Annotated in this window: 14 protein-coding genes; 9 read left to right on the top strand and 5 right to left on the bottom strand. The window is 40.8% G+C overall.

Features of this window, described 5'->3' with window-relative positions:
- Window positions 1-199: 199 nt before the first annotated feature.
- On the bottom strand, window positions 200-1,726 hold the full coding sequence (purH, locus tag LV85_RS11320; protein ID WP_111319449.1) for a bifunctional phosphoribosylaminoimidazolecarboxamide formyltransferase/IMP cyclohydrolase: 1,527 nt from the start codon (window positions 1,724-1,726) through the stop codon (window positions 200-202).
- 365 nt (window positions 1,727-2,091) lie between these two features.
- Here purH and LV85_RS11315 point away from each other — a divergent pair, with 365 nt between their 5' ends.
- Window positions 2,092-4,512: an ABC transporter permease gene (locus LV85_RS11315; protein ID WP_158531174.1), complete on the top strand. Its 2,421-nt coding sequence runs from the start codon at window positions 2,092-2,094 to the stop codon at window positions 4,510-4,512.
- Window positions 4,513-4,634: 122 nt separating this feature from the next.
- On the opposite strand, the gene LV85_RS11310 is transcribed toward LV85_RS11315, so the two are convergent.
- The 3 genes from LV85_RS11310 to LV85_RS11300 all read right to left on the bottom strand — a co-directional run bounded on the left by LV85_RS11310 (window position 4,635) and on the right by LV85_RS11300 (window position 8,578).
- Entirely contained in the window at window positions 4,635-5,759 is a 1,125-nt protein-coding gene (locus tag LV85_RS11310) for an acyltransferase family protein (protein WP_111319445.1), read from the bottom strand.
- 290 nt (window positions 5,760-6,049) lie between these two features.
- Window positions 6,050-7,267, bottom strand: coding sequence for a glycoside hydrolase family 18 protein (locus LV85_RS11305; RefSeq protein WP_245942268.1), 1,218 nt, complete (start codon window positions 7,265-7,267; stop codon window positions 6,050-6,052).
- A 141-nt stretch (window positions 7,268-7,408) separates the two neighbouring features.
- Window positions 7,409-8,578 carry an FG-GAP and VCBS repeat-containing protein gene (locus LV85_RS11300; protein WP_111319443.1) on the bottom strand — a complete coding sequence of 390 codons (1,170 nt, stop codon included), beginning with the start codon at window positions 8,576-8,578 and terminating at the stop codon, window positions 7,409-7,411.
- Between the two features lie 395 nt (window positions 8,579-8,973).
- On the opposite strand from LV85_RS11300, the gene LV85_RS11295 reads away from it, so the two are divergent.
- From LV85_RS11295 to LV85_RS11285, 3 genes are all read left to right on the top strand, one after another.
- Window positions 8,974-9,660: a head GIN domain-containing protein gene (locus tag LV85_RS11295; RefSeq protein ID WP_158531173.1), complete on the top strand. Its 687-nt coding sequence runs from the start codon at window positions 8,974-8,976 to the stop codon at window positions 9,658-9,660.
- 168 nt (window positions 9,661-9,828) lie between these two features.
- The gene (locus tag LV85_RS11290; RefSeq protein WP_111319439.1) at window positions 9,829-12,255 is read left to right on the top strand and encodes an ABC transporter permease; all 2,427 of its coding nucleotides are present in this window, start codon (window positions 9,829-9,831) and stop codon (window positions 12,253-12,255) included.
- Between the two features lie 201 nt (window positions 12,256-12,456).
- On the top strand, window positions 12,457-13,152 hold the full coding sequence (locus LV85_RS11285) for a head GIN domain-containing protein (RefSeq protein WP_111319437.1): 696 nt from the start codon (window positions 12,457-12,459) through the stop codon (window positions 13,150-13,152).
- 194 nt (window positions 13,153-13,346) lie between these two features.
- Here LV85_RS11285 and LV85_RS11280 read toward each other — a convergent pair whose 3' ends face one another.
- Window positions 13,347-14,333 carry a bestrophin family protein gene (locus LV85_RS11280; protein WP_111319435.1) on the bottom strand — a complete coding sequence of 329 codons (987 nt, stop codon included), beginning with the start codon at window positions 14,331-14,333 and terminating at the stop codon, window positions 13,347-13,349.
- A 270-nt stretch (window positions 14,334-14,603) separates the two neighbouring features.
- Between LV85_RS11280 and LV85_RS11275 the strand changes: the two genes are divergently transcribed.
- The 5 genes from LV85_RS11275 (at window position 14,604) to LV85_RS11255 (ending at window position 23,608) form a co-directional block, all read left to right on the top strand.
- On the top strand, window positions 14,604-15,935 hold the full coding sequence (locus LV85_RS11275; protein WP_111319433.1) for a cytochrome ubiquinol oxidase subunit I: 1,332 nt from the start codon (window positions 14,604-14,606) through the stop codon (window positions 15,933-15,935).
- Between the two features lie 9 nt (window positions 15,936-15,944).
- Complete coding sequence (locus tag LV85_RS11270) at window positions 15,945-16,955, top strand: cytochrome d ubiquinol oxidase subunit II (RefSeq protein WP_111319431.1); 1,011 nt, start codon at window positions 15,945-15,947, stop codon at window positions 16,953-16,955.
- 294 nt (window positions 16,956-17,249) lie between these two features.
- Complete coding sequence (locus LV85_RS11265; protein ID WP_146260468.1) at window positions 17,250-18,182, top strand: DUF4097 family beta strand repeat-containing protein; 933 nt, start codon at window positions 17,250-17,252, stop codon at window positions 18,180-18,182.
- Window positions 18,183-18,366: 184 nt separating this feature from the next.
- Window positions 18,367-20,724 (top strand): ABC transporter permease, encoded by a 2,358-nt coding sequence (locus tag LV85_RS11260; protein ID WP_111319427.1) that lies wholly within the window; start codon window positions 18,367-18,369, stop codon window positions 20,722-20,724.
- A gap of 457 nt (window positions 20,725-21,181) precedes the next feature.
- The gene (locus LV85_RS11255) at window positions 21,182-23,608 is read left to right on the top strand and encodes an ABC transporter permease (RefSeq protein ID WP_111319425.1); all 2,427 of its coding nucleotides are present in this window, start codon (window positions 21,182-21,184) and stop codon (window positions 23,606-23,608) included.
- Window positions 23,609-23,694: the final 86 nt, after the last annotated feature.

Here is a 23,694-nt window from a genome sequence, read left to right as displayed (position 1 = left end):
AAATTGACAATGTAGTGTCTGAGCTAAACCTACTTAGTTTAGATGAAAAAAGACCTTCAGAAATTTGAATTCCGAAGGTCTTGATATTTTGTCTCCTTTGAGGTTTTTCAACCTCGAAGGTATTGATTGTGAAATCCACTAAAACCTTCAGGGTCAAATCCGATTGCTATCGCGGATGACCCCAAAGGTTAGTCAAATTTTAATGTTTAAAATGTCTCACACCCGTCATCACCATGGCGATGCCGTTTGCGTCACAGTAGTCTACGCTCAACTGATCTTTGATAGACCCACCTGGCTGAACTACAGCAGTGATTCCGGCTTTGCCAGCGATCTCGACACAGTCTGGGAATGGGAAGAATGCATCAGATGCCATCACAGCTCCGTTCAAGTCAAAACCAAATGCCTTCGCTTTATCGATTGCCTGAAGTAATGCATCTACACGGGAGGTTTGACCTACTCCGCTTGAGAACAACTGATCACCGTTAGAAAGGATGATTGTGTTTGATTTGGTGTGCTTGCAGATTTTTGCAGCGAAGACCAATGCATCTTTCTCCGCTTCTGTCGGAGCTTTTTTGGTAGCTACAGTGAAATCAGCTTTTGTTTCAGTTGCCAAATCCTTGTCCTGCTCGATCACGCCGTTAAGCAAGGTCTTGATCATTTTGGTGCCAGGAAGATCCATTTTTTGTACCAGCAAAATTCTGTTTTTCTTGCCTTTCAATACTTCCAAAGCTTCACCTGTAAAAGCTGGTGCGATCAACACTTCGAAGAACAAGGAGTGCATTTCTTCAGCAGCGTCTTTATCAACCGTTTGATTGGTAATCAACACGCCTCCGAAAGCAGAAGTAGTATCCGCTGCAAATGCTTTCTGATAAGCTTCCTTTACAGTTGAAGCCAAAGCAACCCCACAAGCATTAGTATGCTTTAAGATAGCGAAGGCAGTTTCACCTTTGAATTCAGCGATCAAATTCACCGCTGCATCCACATCGACTAAGTTGTTGTAGGAAAGTTCTTTTCCATTCAACTGATCAAAAAGATCTTCCATGTTGCCATAGAAGTGTGCATTTTGATGTGGGTTTTCTCCGTAGCGTAGAGCTTTGGCTTTGGTTTCAGATACTTTTAAAGCAGGGATATTCTCCTCCTGATTGAAGTAATTGAAGATATGTGTATCGTAATTGGAAGAAACCTGGAAGGCCTGAGCCGCGAAATAACGACGGTCAGCTAAGGTAGTGGCTCCTTCTTGAGCAGTAAGTCTTCCTTCGAGTTCAGCGTACTGATCTTTGGAAGCAATGATGGTTACATCCTTGAAGTTCTTGGCAGCTGCACGGATCAAAGAAATTCCTCCGATGTCGATTTTCTCGATAATATCTGCTTCAGGAGCACCAGAGGCTACAGTTTCCTCAAATGGATAAAGGTCCACGATCACCAAATCAATTGCTGGAATATCATATTCGCCAGCCTGCGCTACATCGCCATCATTGTCTCTTCTGTAAAGGATGCCACCAAAAACTTTAGGGTGAAGGGTCTTTACTCTGCCTCCAAAAATAGAAGGGTAGCTAGTCAATTCTTCAACAGGGATAACTTCTGCACCTTGTTCCTCTATGAATTTCTGAGTACCACCGGTAGAATAGATTTTCACACCGTGTTTTTTCAGAAGGGCGATGATTGGTTCAAGATTGTCCTTATAAAAGACAGAGATTAGGGCAGATTGAATTTTTTTTGTAGCCATTGGGCAATGGATTTGTTTGATTTTTGGGAAAAGGCAAAGGTAGGAAAAAAGACGTTACGACAGGACGTTTTACTTGCTGTGATTTATGTCTTAATCGACTGGAGATATTCATTTATTAGATTTTTGAACCTAAAGCTACATTGACTAGGAAAGCCAATCGAAGCAAAAGGTCTCGCTTGCCCCTCATCGGGATAATTCATTCCACCTCTTGTTTTTTGCTAAAAGTTTGTGGTTAATTACTCGCAACCATTAAATTACAAGATAGGAACTGCAGACTTTTTGGTCTTAGAGAGAAGATGGTAGATGTGGGATGGTCTGTTCCAGTAGAAGATTTCTTAATCTATTTCATAAGTAAAAATTCAACTATGTTTAAAAACTACCTAAAAATTGCGATCCGAAATCTCTTGAAAAATAAGGTGTACACAGCGATCAATGTGCTGGGTTTGACTTTAGGTTTTATGTGCTGCATGTTGATTTTTTTGCATGTGAAGGATGAGCTTTCCTATGATAAGTTTATTCCAAATCATGAGAATATATATCGGGTAGCATTGGAGCGCGTGTATCCTGATCATGTGAGTTTCTATGCGATTATTCCACATAGTTTTTCTGAAGTTTTCCAAAAGGAGATTAGGGGAGTTGAGGATGCTACACGGCTATTTTATTTTGGTGACGGAGCTATTGTAGAATATGGAGATACTCGTTATGAGGAGCGCTATATATCAGTAGCTGATTCTAATTTTTTCAATGTGCTTGAATTTGAACTTCTGACAGGGGATCCTAAAACTGCACTTGCTGAACCCAATACCATGGTTATTTCTGAGTCCATTGCTCAAAAGATTTTCAAGAATGAATCTCCAATAGGTAAAACACTCACGCAAAATGAACAGGAATTTGAGGTAGTGGCAGTTATGGAGGATATTCCTGAGAATTCTCATTTAAAAATTGACTACCTGATTTCCTCAGCATCTTTTCCATTTGTGAAGCAGGATAATTACACCTCTTTTGCAGCTTTTACCTACATAAAAACTACCCCTGGAATGAGTATCGCAGAGATTGAGACTCAGATTCCAAACTTAGTAACCAAATATGCTTCTGGTCAAATCGAGCGAGATCTGGGTGTAAGCTATGCGGATTATTCAGCTGCAGGAAATGGGTATAACTACTTTTTACAACCTATTTCAGACATTCATCTTCATTCCAATTTGGAAGCAGAAATGAGAGCTAATGGAAACTACCTATATGTGTATATATTTATTTCTATTGCCATATTTATCTTGGTTTTGGCATGTATCAACTTCATCAATTTGGCAACAGCAAGGTCCGCAGATCGTGCCAAAGAAGTTGGTGTTAGAAAAGCAATGGGATCCGATAGGGGACAAATTATAGCCCAGTTTCTTCTAGAAGCCGTTTTACTGACGATTGTTAGTTTGTTGATAGGGATTGTATTGGTGAGTTTCACGGTGCCATTTTTCAATGATTTAGCCCAAAAATCACTGGTATTTGACTTTTCTGCTTTAATGACTTCGGTACCGATTCTGATTGTCTTTGGCATCATTGTAGGATTACTGGCTGGTTATTATCCTGCTTTTCATATTTCAAAACTCAATACGATTAGCATACTGAAGGGCAAGTTGCAAACAGGTAAGGGAAACTGGCTGCGCAATGGTTTAGTTGTTTTCCAGTTTGGAATAGCCATAGCCTTGATTTCAGGTACGTTGATTATCAATGAGCAAATTGATTTTATTCAATCCACTAGCTTGGGTTTTGAAAAAGAAAACGTGCTTGTCTTGGATCGTTTTGGCAACCAAAATCAGCACAATGCATTGAAGCAGGAAATAGAAAACATACCAGGAGTGATATCTGCAGGCAAGTCAAGCACTATGCCCGGCAGAGGGACTTTCGGAGTACAGTTTACCAAGCCTGGGGGCGGAGATGTATTGACTACCAAAGGCTTGTCTGCAGAGGCGGATTTGTTTGCTACGATTGGTATCAAAGCTAAGCTAGGTCGGGTATTCGATGAGGATTTTAATGATTCGCTCTCAGTACTTTTGAATGAAGAGGCTGTCAAAGTGTTTTTTGGTGATACCGATCCACTAGGCCAGCATCTGATGACTACAAATAATGTGAATGGAGAAAATTTTACTTCGGAGCTGACGGTAGTTGGAGTAGTTGAGAATTTCAATTTCGAATCCCTGCATTCTGGGGTTACTCCGCTGGCTATTTTCAATGATAAAAATCCCGCTGGATTTACCAATTACCTTGCAGTTAGATTTGAAGGGAATCAGCAAAATGAGGTTTTGTCCGAAGTGGAGTCTAAGTGGGTGGAATTGTCAGATGGAGTACCTCTTTCTTATTTTTTCTTGGATAACAGTCTGGCTGAGCTTTATAAAAATGAGCAAACCTCTGGCAAAATCCTGACCGTATTTTCAGTCCTAGCTATACTTATTGCCTGTATAGGGTTATTTGGACTGGCTGCTTATACGGCCTTCCTACGGAAGAAAGAAATTGGTGTTCGTAAGGTGCTAGGTGCCTCTGTAGGTAGTATCGTAGTATTACTTTCGGTCAATTTCACCAAGTTAGTAGCAATAGCTTTTGTCATAGCTGTGCCGATTGCTTGGTTAGTGATGGGCCGCTGGCTAGATTCCTTTGCATTCAAGATAGAGCTCGGGATTTTTGTGTTTTTTATTGCTGGCGCCATTACTCTTTCTATTGCCTTGCTTACTGTCAGCTATCAGGCAATTGCTGCTGCGCTTGCAAATCCTGTAAAAAGCTTGAAAAGTGATTGACGAAGAATGGTTAGGTAATTGGATCGTTTAGTGAAGAGCTGGTTGATTCGTATTAATGCCAGTTAGTGTGTCATAAAGAAGACTCAACTCGACTAATGGTTTTGCATTTCTAGATGAATGAGCTAGGTTTTGTTTACCTGATTTACCGAGTAACTAGGAGTTTTGCCTTCTGGTTTTCCTAAAGTAAAGTAGCGTTTTAAGTTCATAAATGGTTTTTCTACTAGAATTCTGGAAAGCCAAGAGATTATAAGAAGGAGTATAAAGTTTTCCACCAGAAGGATAAGAAAATAATATTCTGTAAGTGCTTCTGGTAGGTACTCATTTAGTGGGTAAAAAATATAACCTGAATAATTCGGCAACATAAAGTGATACAAGTAGATCCCATAACTTATTTTACCTATGTAAATTAAGACTGGGTTATCCCAAATGATGGAAGGCTTATAGGTAGGTGCTTGGGTTAATATTATAATGTATAGCAGAAACCAAGCAGTAAAAACCGAGAGAAGGGAAGTTACTGGGATAAAAGTCCAAGAATTGTTAAGGTATTCGTAAGTGAAAAGGAATAGATGCGCGATAGTCAACCATCCAAAAAACTTTTTCGCAGGAGCCATCCATTCCATTTTGTAGAGGTTCATCCATGCGACCAACGCACCTAGCCCAAATGAATCGAAGCAGGTAAATGTAAGGCATTGCCCAAACTCATTGTCAAAAAGAAAATATTCGCTGATAACACCGATACAAATGTAAATGAGAAACAGATGTGGCAAATGCTTTCTTTTCACATATAAAACCAAAATGGGCCAGAAAAGGTAAAACTGTTCTTCTACAGAAAGGGTCCATAAATGTGAAAAGTATGGATCCCACTCTTGTACATGATAGAAATAAAAATTGCTAGTATAGGTAGCAAAGTAAACGAGTTTGGATTTGTCTAGACTGCTGTCAAATGCAAAAAGTAAGATCAGTACTAGGTAATAGGCAGGGAAAATACGTAATGCCCTACGGATCACGAAGTTTTTGTATATCAGTGGTTTGTCGATATTTTTTTCTTCATTAATTCCACGATTGATTAATAGGATGCGTGTAATTAAGAAGCCACTAAGCACGAAAAAAACATCAACTAGCGTAAACCCAGTTGGGATTTTGTCAATGTAATTTTTTGCCAAATCCCAGACAGAAAGCCAATGATACAGCACAATAAAAATAACTGATATCCCCCTTACACTATCAAATTGCTTGATATACTTCATAAACAGGTGTAGTGTTTATTAATAAAAAAATGTTCAACTGAAGTAAAAGGCTCCATTGAACCAAAAGTATTAAGAAATAATACAACTTAAAATTAAAAATGATATTAGAACCAGCAGTCAGATGATGTGCAATTTTTCCATTTTCCTCTACAATACTAAAAACCTAAAAATGTATGAAATTGGTTCTATTAAAACTATAAAAACAAAAAGTGTAGTTCCAGTAATAACCGGAACCACACCTTAATTAATTGATTTTTGTAGAAAATCAGAATACCAGGTTAGTTCGTCTACTACTCCTTCGCTGCTTTATAAATAGCATCAAGCAGACTTCCTTCTTCCTTGGTGTCGTTTCCTAATTCCCAGAACATAATACCTCCCAAGCCTTTGTCCATGGTGTATTTGGTTTTGAGAGCTACCGAAACAGTGTCATCGTATGACAGGAATATGCTGTCTGCGGCATTATACATATAAGGTGCTTGGGCCTTATCGTCCCAATAGCGCTGAAATTTGCTGTCCTGCTCATAAGAATCACGAATTCTATGATAGGCCATCCAACCAATATGAAGTCCGCCACTAAGCTGATACAATCCGTCATTATCAGAAGGAACGCCTTTCCACGCTCGTCCATAAAAAGCACCGCCAATTACAATTTGCTTCGGGTTTACTCCTTCATTAATTAGGAAGTCCACAATTTTCTGCGCCGACCTTGGGTCTGCATCGGGATTTCTCCCGGATTTGTACAAGCTTTGGAGCTGGTCATAAAATGGCGTACCAGCAATTTCTTCTGCTGTCACATTACCTAATGGTGTATGGTGTCCCGTGTAAACCGAATTCCCAGATACCTGGTCATAAGTCATCACATTAGTATAATCAGCATATTTCATCACTTCATGCAATTCGATGTGATCGTAGTAGCGTTTCCAGCCTGCGGATGCGAATGTCAAGAGTTTTGGTGAATCAAAACTGTCCAGCATCTCACGCAAGCCTTTCATCAAGGCAGTGAAATTTTGAGTGTCTTCGGGACGAGCCTTCGTGCCTGCACCGGATATTGCTGGGTATTCCCAGTCCATATCCATACCGTCAAGTTTGTGTTTTGTAATGAATTCAGACGCGCTTTGGATGAATTTCGCGCGACTCTCTTCTGTCAAGGCCATATCCGAAAATCCATCAGCGCCCCAACCACCACAGGCGATCATCACTTTTAGATCAGGATTACGCTCCTTTTGCTTGACCAGCGCATCTAGCTTAGGCCCACCGACTTCAGGTCTTCCGAATTTCATCTCTCCATCGATCACATGAGTGAAAGAATAAATGATGTGGGTAAGCTTTTCTACAGGAATCTTTTCTGGCTGGTAATCACGCTCTGGAACGTAATAAGCCATGATCACAGGATCTGAATTAGCTTGAGTATGCCTTGATTCTACGGCCTGATCGCTTGTTTTGGTGGTGCAAGCCAGCGTAAATATCAGTATTATGAGGTAGAGGAAACTAGTGGTTTTGTGGTTCAATTTACTTTCAGTTAGACTTTGATGATAATTTTATTGAAGTTGCAATTACTTAAATTAAAATCTGTTTTAAGAAGGTGGTCAAGAAAAATATTAAAAGCTAAGGGGATTAAGTGCAGGTTTAATAGCCAGAGTCCCCCTTTCTCATCTTTGATTCCAATAGACTTTTAGGTTATTTGTACTCCTGCCCGCTGCAATGATGTCTAATTTTCCATCTGCATTTAGATCTGCGACGGCTAGACTTTCCAAAGCCATTCCATTTTCATCGATCCAGAATTCTTGGAAACTGCTATAGTCTGAATCTAGGGGCTCGTAAAGCTTGATGCCTATTTTCCCTTCCGAATTAGGCACACGCCAGCCAGCTACGATCTGGATCGTTCCAGTTCCCAGAAAATCACCAGTCACAATTCCATGCCCTTCTTTAATGCTTTCATCTAGTAAGCTTCGTTTCAGGTTTTCCAGATTCTGTTCTCGTGAAAGATCAATATAGGCAGTTACTTGATTGCCATGCATGGGTTCGATAGCGGCTAGTAGCAACGTGTTTTCATCAGTTTTTGCGAGACTAAGCTCTCCTACACTATGGTTCTGAATCGGTGATGCTTGAGCTGCTGGCATCCATTTACTATTGCCAAAAACAAAAGATTTCACTCCTTCTTTTCCTCCAATGAAAACTGTCTCCCTAGCTGTATCTTCCATTTGCATGGCTGTCATATTATGAGTTAGGTGCATGGAATTGTCTATTAAATAGGTTTTCCATGTGGCAGTAGGGTCATTGGGTTTTTCGTATCCAATTACTTTTACTCCTTCACCTTCTCCGCCTTTATTTCCCCGACCATGGAGTGGAAGAACTACCAATTGGAAGCTTGCTTCTCCTGTCTTTACCCAATACATTCGGTGGACCGTGGGTTCGTGTGGGAGCTGTACAGGCCTCCAAAGTTGGGTTGGATCAGCTGGCCGAATAAGGTAGTGAACGGAGCCAGACTGTGTTTCATCAGATGTTTCTCCGGGATTCCACTGAGCTCCAACGGCGATTTCTACTTTACCATCTCCGTCAATATCTCGTGCGGCTATGCATACATTATCTCGTTCGCTGATGTTGGCGGCCAATACAAAGCGTTTCCAGTCGCCATTTCGATACCAAACGAATTCTTTTTTGTCAGCCAGGATTAAATCTAGTTTTCCATCTCCATCCACATCACCAGTTACTACCCCATAGCCAATAGACACATTACCATCGATGAGTTGCTCCTTAAAAGCAGGTTCCTTGGTTTGGAACAAAAGAAAAAATAGATAGAAAATAGCTAAATGGTTCATAAGCAGATTATTAATGGTCTATTAAGATAAAAAATTGAATTCATTTATCTGGATTAGTTGGTCACTTAGTTCTGAAGAAAATGGTCTATAGTCTCACTTTTGCAAGTACGGTGGCAGAGAAGAAGATGGTTGGGGCTAATTCCCTGAACGCAAAACACATATTGTATAAGGCTAAGATCATACGTGAACAGACTAAGCCGTACAGCTCCTAACGCTGTAATTGCATTTTAGATAAAAGAGATAAAAGCTGAATAAACGTTCGCCTCCGAACAAAACAGCTCCTGCTCGGACAGGCTGATTATGTGAAATACTGTTAAATCGAGTCCAGAGGCATTTTTTGGCATTGGCACAATCTCTGAAAAGTATTGGTGGAATAGAACTTAATGCAATTCACTATGAACTTCTCAAAAATATATGCTTTTGTCCTGCTGATTTTCCTGATGGGAACTACAGCACAAGCTCAAACTGAAACCCGTACGCCCGGTAAATTCACTGGAGTTAATTCAGAAGGTTCCTGGGATGTGATCATTACCCTAGGAGATAGGGACGAAGTCAAATTGGTATCCAAAGGATTTGACCTGGATGAGGTAATCACAGAAATCGAGGATGGAAACCTCACCATCGAATTGGATGATTCCGATGATAATGCAAATTTCACCGCTTATGTCACTGTTAGAAACCTGGAGAGTTTGGGTTTAAGCGGTTCGGGCAATATGATTATCCGTTCAGATATCAGTGCTAGAGAGTTTAGCATCGGACTAGCTGGTTCTGGAAATATCGAATTGGAGATGCTCACTACCGGTGATTTGAATGTGGGAATGGCTGGATCAGGATATGTATCGATCGCCAGTGGTTCAGCCTCTGATGTCAATATTGGTCAGGCAGGCTCAGGAGATTTCAAAGCAATAGATTTGATGGCCAAAGATGTGAAAATCGGTAAAACCGGTTCTGGAGATACGCATATAGGTGTAGAAGGTGAACTTACCGTCGGTTCCCTAGGCTCAGGATCTGTTTATTACAACGGTGAACCTACAGATATTACGAATGGGAGTTTTGGGTCTGGAAAAGTAGTTAGGAGGTAAGCTTGTTCTTAAAGAAAGCCTAAGGATTTTCTTTAGATAGTCACTTTGAACCGGGTTAGCATTCCTTTCCTCAAGGGAAATCACCAAAGCATAGAGGCCAGGTTTACCAAATAATCTTTAAATATTTCAATCCGCCACAGTGGACAAGTTATTTCAATTTCATTAATCATGCTGAAAAATTACTTCAAAATCGTATTCAGAAATGCACAGAAAAACCCGCTGTATGTTTTTATAAACATCCTGGGACTGGCAATAGGAATGACGGTGAGTATTCTGATTTTTTTATTTGTACAGCATGAGATGAGTTATGATAGCTATCATGCCAATGCTGATAACATCTATAGAGTGTCTCGAAGTTGGAATAACGCTGATGGCTCAGAAAATCTGCATTTGGGCCATTTAGCACCTCCTTTTGGACCTTTGATCAAATCGGATTTTGGAGATCAGGTAGAGGAGGTTGTTCGTTTTTTTAATGCTGATTTATTGGTCAGCTCAGGCGAAAATTCATTTGTGGAGGGAGATTTCTTTTTCGCAGATCCAGAAATTTTCAAGGTGTTTTCATGGGAGATACTTGAAGGTAATCCTGAAAATGCCTTGAATGAGGCTGATGCAGTGCTTATCTCAAAGTCTACCGCTCTGAAATATTTCGGAACTGAGGCAGCCGTAGGGAAGGAGCTTTTGGCGGAAATCCAAGGAATGAAATTGACTTTTCAAGTGCGGGGAGTTTTCGATGATGTGCCCGAAAATTCCCACATGCATCCTCATCTCATCGCATCTATGAACCCAGTTGTTCAATTTTATGGAGGTCAGGAAGCATTTATGAGTAATTATGGATCAAACAATTTCTCCACTTATGTGCTGATGAAACCTGGCTATGATGCGGCCTCGCTTGAATCTAGAATTCCATCAATGATCGATAGAAATATGGGTGAGTCTCAGGCAGGAATTCCTGCATCCAAGACTACAGCTTTGCATCTTATGCCTATCAAAGACATTCATTTGCACTCTAATTTGGATTCGGAAATTGAGGCAAATGGGAATATTGATTACGTGTATGTGTATTTGGCAGTGGCCCTATTTATTCTTTTGATCGCCTGTATCAATTTCATGAATCTATCTACCGCTCGTTCTTCCTTGAGATCTATGGAGGTAGGCCTGCGAAAAGTGATGGGTGCAGATCGTGGCTTGCTAGTACAACAGTTTATGGGTGAGTCATTTGTGATGACCTCTATAGCTATGGTTTTTGCACTAATCTTGACCTATTTCTTCCTTCCAGTTTTTGCGAATTTTACTGGTAAAGAACTCAGTTTTAGTTTTATACAAAATCCCGAATATTTAATAGGACTAGTAGGCTTGGTTGTGGGAGTAGGGCTCTTGTCAGGAAGCTATCCTGCGTTATTTCTCTCAGGATTTTCTCCATCAAGAGTACTCAAAGGAGCTTTTAAAGCTGGAAAAGGTCATGAGAATTTCCGCTCTGTGCTGGTGGTGGGACAGTTTGCTATTTCAGTTATGCTCATAGTTGCCGTCCTAGTGGTGGTTAGTCAGCTGAATTTCATGCAATCCAAAGATCTGGGTTTTGATAAAGAAGATATAGTGGTGCTGCCAAGTAATCCATCAATTAGTGAAAACTACCAAATCATTAAAGATAGATTATTGAACAATCCAGATATCAATGCAGTAGCGATTTCCTCAAGAGTACCCTCTGGAAGATTACTGGATTCACAGGGTGGAAGTGCTGAGGTAAATGGAACACTTTCTCAGCTTGATGTTAGGATAGCTGACATAAGTGTGGGGCATGAGTTTATCAATACCTATGGTATACCTATGGTAGCAGGTAGGGATTTTGACTTTCAAATGGCAAGTGATTCTTCAGAAGCATTTATTCTGAATGAAGCAGCGGTCAGAGAAATAGGCTGGAGTAGTCCAGATGAGGCCATTGGGAAGAAATTCAACTATGGTGGCAGAAATGGGTTTGTCACAGGAGTGATGAAGAACTTTCACTTCGAATCCTTACATCAACCTATTGTGCCTATAGTATTTATGATCAACGCAGATCGCGGGAATGTGATAAGTCTCAAAATCAGTGAGGATAACAAGGAGCAGACATTGGCCTATTTGAAGACAGAATGGGCCGACCTTAATGCGGGTTTTCCCTTTGAACCAATATTTGTAGATGAGGGCTTCAATAGACAATATGAAGCAGAACAACGCGTAAAGACCATCTTTACTTTCTTCTCTGCCTTGGCGGTATTGATCTCGGTGTTGGGACTGTTAGGCTTGATCACCTTTGCTACTCAACAGCGCACAAGAGAAATTGGGATCAGGAAAGTGATGGGAGCAGAGACTGCTAACATTCTGGTATTACTAGGAAAAGACTTTATGAAATTAGTATTGATGGGTTTTTTGATCGCAATACCAATTTCATGGTTTGGCATGTCTAGCTGGCTAGAGGATTTTGCTTACAAAATTGGAATCAGCTGGACTGTGTTCCTTTGGGCGGGATTGATAGCTGGAGCAATAGCAGCGCTTACTGTAATGTCCCAGTCTTTGAAGGCTGCTTGGGAGGATCCTGTGAAAAGTATTAAGAGCGAGTGAGTTGGAAGTGAAAAGTGAAAAGTATTTGGTAAAAAGTATCAAGTAGCTAGAGTCAAGAAAAAAATGAGTTGGTGCAACCTTTAGGATTTGGCTTGCATCTAATAATTGAGACCTAACTATAAATCATGTCCTGAACTTTACCACTTTGCCAGCTTTCAACTATATAAATAATAAATTTTCCAATCATTCAATACGTTAATTATGAAAACCTATACAAAATTATTTACAGTAGCATTGATGCTTTTTGCAATGAGTGCCTGCGTACAAGCTCAATCAACGGAGACTAGAACTCCTGGACATTTCACTAAAGTGCATTCTGGCGGAAGCTGGGAAGTGATCATGACCGAAGGAAACAAGGAAGAAGTGAGAATAGAGGCCAAAGGAGTTGACTTGAGCAAAGTAAAAACAGAAATAGACGGAGATGTTCTGACTGTGGGATTGGTGAAAGGGAGTTATAACAATGTCAAGTTGAAATTCTACATCACTTACAAGGAATTGGAAGGCGTGAAATGTTCCGGTTCGGGTACAATAGAAGTAACTTCCCCAGTGATATCGGACGAGTTTTATGCTGGTCTTTCGGGTTCAGGAGATATTATTATGGACCGACTTGAAGCTGAGGAATTGACAGTTTCTATTTCTGGTTCTGCCGATCTTAAAATCAAAGCAGGAGCTGTAGACGAAGCAGAAATCAAGCAGTCTGGATCTGGAGATTTCAATGGTGAAAACCTAGCTATAGGAGATTTGGAAGTGAGCAAGTCAGGCTCTGGAGATACCCATGTGGGTGATTTGGGAAAAGTATCTGTACGCTCATCAGGATCTGGGGATGTGATTTACTCAGGTTCTCCAAGATTAGGTGATATCAGAACTTCAGGTTCCAGCAGCATCAGAAAAAGATAAGACGGAATTTATTTGCCATTCAGTCCCTCAGGCGAAAGTTTGAGGGATTTTTTGCATTTAACCACAGCTGAAGTAAACGTAGAGAGCGTAAGTTAGAGGCAGAATACTTTTGCAAAACTTTCCTATTCATAAATAAGTGGTCTGATATACTATGTTTCTTACCACACTGTACTTCGAACTGCTAATTCCCTGTCTCACATCAAAAAGCCATTTTCAGAGGCGTAAGGATCAGGGATATTTTTCTCCTCAAGCATTTCTAGCAAATCAATTTCGATGGCTCTGGCAACGGATGAAATCGGCACATCGTTATATCCTCCTTCAAATGGATTTTCGGAATAATCTCCGATTCTATCTACCACAAAGAAGGTCCAGATAATAATAGCCGAAAATGGAATCGTCAGCCAATAATGCAATGCGCTTGACTCTGAAAAGATATCCAGCAACCCGAAGGGAATCAAGCCACAGAATATATATGTGATCCATAAACCTGTGGAGGCATATTGCCTTGGAAAAGGAAAGTTTTTGATCCGCTCAGACATGCCTTGGTTGGTATATAACTTCCCGATCAATTCGTGTAGCCAAATCTGCTTGTGATCAGAGATAAGTCTCTGCTCATTCAACTTTCCTATTTCATTACTTTGATTTTTCAGTAATTGAGAAGGGATATTTGTCAGTTTTTTAATTATTTCTAATTCTTCTTTGGAGAGATATTTTTCGATTTCAGCATAGGGGCCAGCATAGTATTCTTTGATAAAACCGGGTATGAAATTTAGCTTGTTTACAGGTAGATTATGTTCCCAGCTCTTTTCAACTCTCATCGCATGCTTCAGTGCCAAAAGCCAGGCAAGATGCCGATGGATAATTTCTCTTTTACGTTCTGTAGATATAGTAGAACTGCTGAGACTGAGTATGGCGGTGGCAAATGTGCGGCTGTCATTGACTATTGCTCCCCAGATTTTTCGGGCTTCCCAAGTTCGGTCATAAGAACTGTTGTTTTTGAAACCCAGAAAAAAAGCGACCGCAATACCGATTACAGAAATTGGTTGCCAAGGAAGGGAAAAGGGGATATTTGTAATTTCATACAAGACGATGATAATAGAGGAATAAAGTATCCCATAAATGAGAGATAATTTTGACCAGCGAAGGGTCATCCAAAAACTGTAATACCGCTTTACGTACATAAAAATTCTATTTTCGATTAATATCAAAAAGATAAGAAAATTATCTAAATGAGCGTAATAGATTTTATTTCAATTGATTAACGATTTGCCAGCTGTTCTTTTAGTGCTTTTAATGAATAGCTTACTATCTAGACTTCCTACTGACTCATTAATTTTGAATTATTCCTACTGACTGACGAACTAATCTGCTCGTAACTGCGTCAAAGACTAGAGAAGTTTAATCGTTTTCTTGGGAAGAGATTCCTTCAGAAACTAATCGCCAGTTATCCTATGGATGATCTTTTTGCCGCCAGATCTCAGATGGCCCTTTCTCTGGGATTTCATATCATTTTCGCCTGTATAGGTATGGTAATGCCCTTTTTCATGGCTACTTCCCATTACAAATACCTAAAAACCAATAATCCTCTCTACTTGGATTTGACTAAAGCCTGGAGTAAAGGCGTGGCCATTTTCTTTGTTACGGGGGCTGTTTCGGGCACCATGCTCTCTTTCGAACTAGGATTACTTTGGCCAGAATTTATGCTTCATGCAGGACCGATCTTCGGCATGCCATTTTCCTTAGAAGGAACAGCCTTTTTTATAGAGGCAATTGCCTTAGGTTTTTTCTTGTATGGTTGGGGTAAATTCAAACCTTGGTTTCATTGGTTCACAGGCGTAGTAGTGGGTGTCAGTGGATTGGCTTCTGGTATTTTGGTCGTAGCCGCCAATGGCTGGATGAATAGCCCAAGTGGGTTTGATTTTGTGGATGGTAAATATCTAAATATTGATCCAGTTGCAGCCCTGTTCAATGACGCTTGGTTTACACAGGCTTTGCATATGACTTTAGCGGCTTTTACTGCTACTGGTTTTGCGGTGGCGGGAATTCATGCTTATCTGATGCTGAAAGGTAAGTATGTAGATTTTCATCGCAAGGCTTTTACAATCGCCATAGTGTTTGGAGCAGTTGCTGCCTTGCTACAGCCGATTTCGGGAGATATTTCTGCCAAGGATATCGCTGTAAGACAGCCTGCGAAACTAGCTGCTATGGAAGCACATTTTGAAACAAGCAAAACTGCTCCGCTTATCATCGGTGGAATTCCTGATGTAGAAGCGAAGGAAGTTAATTATGCGATTAAGATACCCGGAGCTTTAAGTTTCTTGGCACATGGAGATTTCGAGGCGGAAGTGATTGGCTTGGATCAGTTTCCAGAGGAACATCATCCGCCTGTAGCAGTAGTTCATTATGCATTCCAGATCATGGTGGGACTAGGTATGATCCTGGTTGGATTGAGTTTGCTCTATTTTATTTCCCTATGGAAAAAGAAGAACTGGCAGATTCAGCGCTGGTTTCTATGGCTTTTTGTACTGGCTACACCACTGGGATTTATCGCGCTGGAAGCTGGATGGACAGTTACAGAAGTAGGAAGGCAACCTTGGATTATCTATGAAATCATGCTAACCAAAGATGCTGTGACTCCGATTCCAGGAATAAGGTATTCGTTCTTCATCTTTACCGCGATCTATATTTCCTTGGCAGGAATAGTTTCATTTTTGCTCTATCGACAGATCAAAGCCGTTCCTGCGACGCTGGCTCAAAATTCAAAGACAAATGCTGACTCTTAATCTGAATATATGCTTTACGTCGTAATCATTTTTCTTTGCCTAGCACTTTTGATGTATGTCATTCTAGGAGGTGCTGATTTTGGAGCAGGGATTCTTGAGATATTCACACCTACCCGAATGCGAGCTCAACTCCAAAACACTACTTATAAGACTATCGGGCCGATCTGGGAGGCAAATCACATGTGGCTGATTATTGCCATTGTGATTCTTTTTGTGGGTTTTCCGCCGATTTATACTACGCTTTCTGTTCATCTACATATTCCTTTGGCGCTAATGCTTATCGGGATTATTGGCAGGGGCACAGCTTTTGTTTTTCGTCATTATGATGCTTATCAGGATGATATGCAGAAAGTCTATGATTTCATTTTCACTTATTCCAGCTTTATTACGCCATTCTTTCTGGGATTAATTTTCGGGGCAGCAGTAGGTGGGCAAATAGATCCTGAAGCCATGGGGTTTTATGAGGCATATATTCATCCTTGGTTTAATCTGTTCAGCGTTTCTGTTGGGGTTTTTACTGTTGCAATCTGCGGATTTCTAGCATCTGTATTTCTAGTTGGCGAGGCCAAAAAGGCTGAAGTTAAAATGTTTGTCGTGAGGAAGGCAAAGCTGTTTATAGTATTCACAGTGCTCGCAGGAGGGTTGGTATTTGCTGCTTCGATCATTGATAAAGTACCTTTGGTAGGCTTACTTCTAACGGAGTGGATTACAGTAGGCACCTTAGTGTTGGCTACTCTGGCTATAGTTTTTCTTTGGCTAAAATTGCAAGAAGGCAGTAAAACGCTGGTTCGTTTGCTAAGTGGTTTTGTGGTCAGCGCTATTCTATTGGCTTTTGGCTACCATTATTTCCCTGACTTAATTATTCTAAAATCAGGAGAAAATCTTTCGTTTTTTAACTCTGCAGCAATGGGAAAACCTATTGATACGCTAGCTTGGGCCTTATTGATCGGAAGCTTGTTTATTTTGCCCTCGCTTTTTTACCTATTGTATAGTTTTCAAAAACCGAAGTCGGTAGAATAAAACCCGAGATCAAATTTACTTGAGAAGGTAGAATCTTATTATTTAAGAAATATGAAGGGCGATTTACGAGGTCTACGATAATCCTTAATGATCCTAGTTTTTCAAATTTTCAAATACTCAATCCTACCACTTTTCCTCTCTCTAGCTTTTGCCCACCAGCGAACAAAACTGTCCGAGAAATACAGCTAAATATGGGGTAATGGCCATTTTGAGCCAAATTGAGGAGTTTTTTTTAGTGGCATACAAATGGGAATAAGAGACTTCCAGTCAACACTGAATCTTAACCCAACACTCATGAAACTCCTAAAATTATCTCCAGCCTTCTTACTTCTTGTATTGCTTTCCGTGCAATTCTCCGCAATCGCTTCTGAAGTTAAAGCAGATCCCTACCTGACTAAACAATTCACTTTGAACGGTTCTGGTAACCTCAAAGTAGAAACCTCTGGAGCTTCAGTGGCTGTCACCGGAGCAAATGGAAACGACGTGATCGTCAATATGTATGTGAAGCTGAATGGTCGAGAGGTAGAACTGGAAGATGCAGAAGTTGAACGAGAACTGGACAACTATAACCTGGATATCAGTCAAAGTGGCAACACGATTTCGGTGCTCGTGAAGAAGAGAAACAATAGCGGTAGAAGCAAATTGAATCTCTCATTTAAGGTACAAGTGCCAACCGAAATGTCTTCTAAGTTCCAATCCAGTGGAGGGTCAATTTCCGTGGATGGAATAAATGGAGAGCAGGAAATCGCTACCAGCGGAGGTAGCATACAGGTGATCAATAGTAGCGGCTATGTGAATACACACAGTTCAGGAGGCTCACTGAGAGTTGAAAATTTCGAAGGAGATATAGATGTACAGAGTAGTGGCGGATCGGTAAAAGTCAATCAGCTTACTGGTGACCTTAATGTAAATACTTCTGGTGGCAGCGTGAACTTGGCCGATATCAATGGAAGTATTACAGCAAGTACTAGCGGTGGATCTATCCGCGCTCAGCTTTCCAATGTAGAGAAAGAATTGACGATGAAAAGCAGCGGTGGATCTATCTCTGCGGTAGTTCCGGAGGGTCTGGGACTCGACCTCGATCTTAGTGGAGGACGAGTGAATTCCAAACTTTCCAATTTCAGCGGAGAAGTAAAAAAGGATAGAATCATAGGCAAAATCAATGGCGGAGGAATTCCGGTGACCATGCAGAGCTCCGGCGGAAGCATCAATCTGGAGTTTAATTAATAGAGAGTACTAAGTAGTAAGACGTAAGTAGTAGGACATAAGTATCAAGATAAAGGAGCCAAGAAAAGGGAAGATAAGGAGAACAATTATTCTGGGAAGTGGGCTTTCCAACCTTAAAACTTTGCCACTGCTTTACGCCAAATCTTTCAATCTTAAAATCTTCTAATTTTCCAATCCTCAAGAAATGCTCAAAAACTATATAAAAATCGCCTGGAGAAACCTGCGCAATAACAAAGTTTTTTCGCTAATCAATATTCTTGGTCTTGCATTGGGGATGGCTTGTAGCCTATTGATACTTCTCTGGGTTCAGGATGAAACCAATATGGACAAGTTTCATGAAAATAATTCCAGGATTTATAAAGTAATGGAAAACCAGTATTACTCTGGTATTCCCAATACCTATGAATCCACACCTGGAGTGTTGGCGGAGAATATTGTTTTGGACTTTCCTGAAATTGAGTTGGCAAGCCAGATACTCTGGGAGGAAGAGCCACTTTTTACCGTAGGGGAGGTTTTTGAAAAGGAGAAAGGAAGATACGTGCAGGGAGATTTCCTGAACATGTTTTCCTTCGAACTATCTTCAGGAGATGCATTCACTGCATTGAAACGACCTGACGGTGTGGTGATTTCCCAAAAGCTTGCTGATAAATATTTCAAAGGAGAGGATCCCGTAGGGCAGTTGATTATCGTGGATAATGAGGATGATATGATGGTCACAGGCGTTCTGAAAGAAATTCCAGAAAGCTCTTCCTTGAAATTTGATTTTTTGATGAGCTACGAACGCTGGCAAGATGACAATGAATGGGCAAAGGACTGGGGGAACAATGGTCCTAGATGCTATGTGATGCTGGCGCCCAATGTGGATGTAGATGTGGTCAATGAAAAATTGAAAGGCTATATACTTTCCAAAAATGAGGGGAGCAACGTAGAAATTTTCCTCACGAACTTTTCTGATTCCTACTTGAATTCGAAGTGGGAACATGGAATTCAAACAGGTGGTAGGATCGAGTATGTGCGTATTTTCTCTGTGGTTGCGATTTTTATCCTAATTATTGCTTGTGTCAATTTTATGAATTTGGCGACTGCTCGATCTGTGAAGCGAGCTAAGGAGATAGGAATTCGTAAAGCAGTAGGCGCGAATCGAGCTTTGCTGATCGGGCAGTTTTACGGAGAGGCAATCCTGATCACAGTTATATCGCTGCTATTCTCCGTGATATTAGTTTTCATCTTACTTCCAGGCTTCAATAGTCTCACCAACAAAGAGCTGTTATTGAATCTGATGGACCCATCTATTTTAGGGATTCTACTTAGTTTGGCACTTGTAACTGCCGTACTTGCCGGTTCTTATCCAGCCTTATTTATGTCATCTTTGAAGCCAGTGGTAGTGCTCAAAGGGGCGCTGAAATTCAAGCCTAGTGCTACTTATTTCAGAAAAGGTCTGGTGGTGTTTCAGTTTGGATTATCTATTATCCTGATTCTGGGGATGATTGTGATATACAACCAGATCTCCTATATACAAAACAAAAACCTGGGGTTTGATCGCGAAAATCTAATCTATCTTCCTATAGAAGGAGAGTTGACCAAGACTTTTACTTCTTTCAAAAATGAGTTGCTCACCATGCCAGGGATTCAATCCGTTGCAGCGTCGCAGGCGGATCCTTTACAAGTGGGGAGCTCTACATCAAGTGTGAGTTGGGCAGGAAAGGATACTACTGATATTTTGCTATTCTCCCAAAATCCGGTAAGCTATGATTACCTCGCGACGATGGGGATAGAATTGCTGGACGGTAGAGATTTAGATATTCAATATGGGATGGATTCTGCCAGTTATTTGGTCAATGAGGCGGCAGCCAAAACTATGGGATTTGATAATCCTGTGGGCGAGGAAATCACTTTTTGGGAAACCAAAGGTCCAATTGTAGGGCTGATGAAAGATTATCATTATGCGAGTTTCCATGAGGCTATTGCCCCGATTATCGTTCGCTTGCTTCCTAAAGATGAATTTTGGGGATATGTACTGGTTCGAACTCAGGCCGGACAAACGAGTGAGGCTCTTGCAAGCATGGAAAAGGCCTACAATCGTTTTAATCCCAAATTCCCATTTACCTATCAGTTTGCAGATCAGGAGTTTGGGAATCGGTATAAATCCGAGACAACCATAGGAAGCCTGGCAACCTACTTCGCTACCCTTGCAATATTCATCTCCTGCCTGGGCTTGTTTGGTTTAGCAGCATTTACGGCCGAGCAGCGCACGAAGGAAATTGGTATCCGAAAAGTGATGGGCGCGAGTGTCAATAGTTTGGTAGCCATGCTGTCCAAAGACTTTGTGGTTTTGGTGTTGATTTCATCGGTGATTGCTATGCCTCTTGCTTGGTACTTTTTGCAAGGCTGGCTAGAAAACTATGAATATCGGGTTGATTTAGAATGGTGGTATTTTGCCTTGGCTGTGGTATCAGCTGTACTGATAGCCTTGTTTACTATTAGTTTTCAGGCAATCAAAGCTGCCTTAATCAATCCAGTTAGAAGTCTGAAAAGTGAATGATTCATTAGGTCAATAGAAAAAAAAAACGGAGCTCGAAAGTGATCAGAATCAAAATGTTTCAGCTTCGTAGAATGTAAATAGGTATATAGATAGGAATAGATTTAACCTAAGGAAATAGAGTTACATACTCGCTGGTGGATTGATAGATTATGAAAATAGTGGCGGGGCTTCTGCCACTTTTTTTGTGAGAGCATTTCTGAATATAGATTTATGGGTGAAGTGGAGGTGCCAAGCTGGATTGCCCGAGAGCGAACAAAAATGTCCGAGGATTAGGATAATAAATATTGAGATGTGCCTTATTAAGTGTTTTTAGAGGCTTTTTGCTGGCATAAAAGTGGAAATACTATTAAAGGCTTATCCAGAGCGTCTAGATCAAGTTTTCTGATTCAGACTTTAATATCGAAAAAAGAATGGTTCATATCATGAGATCTGAACTAAAAGCCCAACACAAAACATCATGCTGAAAAACTATCTAAAAATCGCTTGGAGGAATCTATTGAAGAAGAAGGTTTATTCCTTTATCAATATTATTGGTTTAGGTATAGGTATGGCCTGCTGTGTACTCATTTTTATGTTTGTGCAGGATGAGCTTTCTTATGATAATTACCATGAGAATGGAGATCATATCTACCGTGTACTTCACGGCGAGACTTCTACGGATGGAGTGGAGGATGGAAATTCTACGGAGGATTATTGGGTTTGGGGAAATGCACCTATTGGTCCAGCTCTCCAACTTGATTTTCCTGAGATTGAAAAAGTTATTCAGTTTTCTGGAAGAGCTGATATACTTTTTACAGTGGGAGATGAGACCCAGCAGGAAGATGGTGTTTTTTTCATGGACTCTACTGCCTTTGATGTATTCAGTTGGGAGATGCTGGAGGGGAATCCCAAGACTGCTTTAGTCGCTCCCTACAGTGTGGTTCTTACCGAGTCAACAGCCAGAAAATACTTTGGGAGTGAAAGTGCGCTAGGAAAAAGCATGAAAGGCAGTGAAGCTGCAGGAAGATCTAATCCTGGTGATTATACCGTAACCGGAATTGTCAAAGATTTGCCTTCTAATTCCCATTTCAAATTCAACACGCTTTTATCGCTTAGCACTTTTAAGCAATCCAGACCGGAAGTATTCAATGCCTGGGGATATGTGGATACTTATACCTATTTCTTGGCAAAGGAAGAATTTGATAAAGCAAATTTTGAAGCCAAAATACCTGATTTTATCAAAGAGAGAGCAGGCGAGAATAACGGTCCAAATTATACTATTGCAATAGAACCGCTGAAGGATGTGTATCTAAGGACGGAAGCTCAACGCCAGCCTGGAGAGACAGGATCTCTTTCCAATATCTATGTGTTCTCTATCATTGGCTTGTTTATCTTGGCCATAGCCATTATCAATTTTATGAATCTGTCCACAGCTAGATCCATGGAGCGAGCAAAGGAAGTGGGGATCAGAAAATCTATTGGTGCAGATAGGAATAGTCTAGTATTCCAGTTTTTGGGAGAATCCTTAATAATCGTAATTCTCTCGGCTATAGTTTCTGTAATTTTCGTGTCATTGGCACTTCCGATGATGAATAATCTTACAGGAAAAGTCCTTGAGGTAAATCGTCTGATTAATTGGGAGACCATCCCTTTATTTTTTGCAATAGTAGTAGTTATCGGTCTTTTGGCGGGATCTTACCCAGCATTTGTACTTTCTAGCTTCAGGCCAGTTTCGATTTTGAAAGGAATCAATAAGTCAGATGCCCGTGGAGTGAATTTGCGAAAAGGCTTGGTTGTATTCCAATTCAGTCTTTCCATTGCCCTAATCGCTGGGACCATCATCGTGTATTCCCAGATGAGTCATTTGTTGGATAAGGACATGGGTTTCGATAAGGAGCAGATGGTCGTGGTGGATTACAATTACGATGAACAGGTGAATTTCGTCTCATCATCTTTGGAAAGTGAGCTGGAGAAAAACCCTAATATTCTATCAGTTGCTTTTTCAAGAAGCGTCCCAGGAAGTCACTTCCCAAATGCAGGAACAACGATAGAAAATCCCGATGGAGAAATGATCATGGATGGTCAGGCAATCTTCCAAGTAGGCTTGGATTTCATTGATCATTATGGTTTGGAGTTAATTGCTGGCAGATCCTATTCCAGAGATTATCCCTCAGATTCTACTTCCGCACTTGTGATAAATGAAGCAGCCGCCAGGCAATATGGCTATGCAAATCCTGCAGATGTCGTGGGGAAAAAGTTTGATCAGTGGGGAAGAGGTGGTGAGGTGATCGGAGTGGTCAAAGACTTTAATTATATCTCATTACACAATAAAGTTGAACCTTTGACTTTGCCTTTTGAGGCGTATGCGAGTCGGTATATGAGCTTGAAAGTAAAAGGTGAAAACTTACCTGCAACTCTTACACAGATTGAGGGAGTTTGGAAAGACTTGGCTCCACATAGACCATTCATTTACAGCTTTCTCGATGAGGATTTTAATAAGCAATATGAGTCTGACTTCAGGTTTAGACAGATTTTCACTACGTTTTCCATACTAGCTATACTCATAGCCTGTTTGGGATTATTGGGTTTGGCAACTTACACCGCGGAGCAAAGGACGAAAGAAATAGGCATCCGAAAAGTGCTGGGTGCAGATATTGGGAGCATAGTGGGATTATTGTCCAAAGACTTTATCAAACTGGTTTTGGTGGCGATAGTAGTAGCTACCCCTCTGGCTTGGTATGCTATGAATAAATGGTTGGAAGGATTCGCATATCAGGTGCCAGTTCATTGGTGGGTATTCTTGATTTCTGGAGTTCTGGCGGTTATTGTGGCCTTGGTTACAATCAGTTTCCAAGCGGTAAAAGCCGCCATGATGAACCCAGTGAATAGCTTGAAGAGCGAATAAAGTAGCTAGTAGCAAGACATAAGTATCAAGAGTTAAGCAAGAGTGGAATAGCGGAAACAAAGTTTTCCAATCCGCCACGGTGGACA

The organism is Algoriphagus chordae (genome assembly GCF_003254055.1).
Classification (GTDB): Bacteria; Bacteroidota; Bacteroidia; order Cytophagales; family Cyclobacteriaceae; genus Algoriphagus; species Algoriphagus chordae.
Note: the sequence above shows the minus strand (reverse complement) of the source record. Positions and strands in the feature narration are given on the sequence as shown.

What these genes read in the sequence shown, in the direction of transcription:
- purH (WP_111319449.1), bottom strand. Translation starts at nt 1,726, where the DNA reads ATGGCTACAAAAAAAATTCAATCTGCCCTAATCTCTGTCTTTTATAAG.
- LV85_RS11310 (WP_111319445.1), bottom strand. Translation starts at nt 5,759, where the DNA reads ATGAAGTATATCAAGCAATTTGATAGTGTAAGGGGGATATCAGTTATT.
- LV85_RS11275 (WP_111319433.1), top strand. Translation starts at nt 14,604, where the DNA reads ATGGATGATCTTTTTGCCGCCAGATCTCAGATGGCCCTTTCTCTGGGA.
- LV85_RS11255 (WP_111319425.1), top strand. Translation starts at nt 21,182, where the DNA reads ATGCTGAAAAACTATCTAAAAATCGCTTGGAGGAATCTATTGAAGAAG.
- LV85_RS11260 (WP_111319427.1), top strand. Translation starts at nt 18,367, where the DNA reads ATGCTCAAAAACTATATAAAAATCGCCTGGAGAAACCTGCGCAATAAC.
- LV85_RS11280 (WP_111319435.1), bottom strand. Translation starts at nt 14,333, where the DNA reads ATGTACGTAAAGCGGTATTACAGTTTTTGGATGACCCTTCGCTGGTCA.
- LV85_RS11285 (WP_111319437.1), top strand. Translation starts at nt 12,457, where the DNA reads ATGAAAACCTATACAAAATTATTTACAGTAGCATTGATGCTTTTTGCA.
- LV85_RS11270 (WP_111319431.1), top strand. Translation starts at nt 15,945, where the DNA reads ATGCTTTACGTCGTAATCATTTTTCTTTGCCTAGCACTTTTGATGTAT.
- LV85_RS11315 (WP_158531174.1), top strand. Translation starts at nt 2,092, where the DNA reads ATGTTTAAAAACTACCTAAAAATTGCGATCCGAAATCTCTTGAAAAAT.
- LV85_RS11300 (WP_111319443.1), bottom strand. Translation starts at nt 8,578, where the DNA reads ATGAACCATTTAGCTATTTTCTATCTATTTTTTCTTTTGTTCCAAACC.
- LV85_RS11265 (WP_146260468.1), top strand. Translation starts at nt 17,250, where the DNA reads ATGAAACTCCTAAAATTATCTCCAGCCTTCTTACTTCTTGTATTGCTT.
- LV85_RS11290 (WP_111319439.1), top strand. Translation starts at nt 9,829, where the DNA reads ATGCTGAAAAATTACTTCAAAATCGTATTCAGAAATGCACAGAAAAAC.
- LV85_RS11295 (WP_158531173.1), top strand. Translation starts at nt 8,974, where the DNA reads ATGAACTTCTCAAAAATATATGCTTTTGTCCTGCTGATTTTCCTGATG.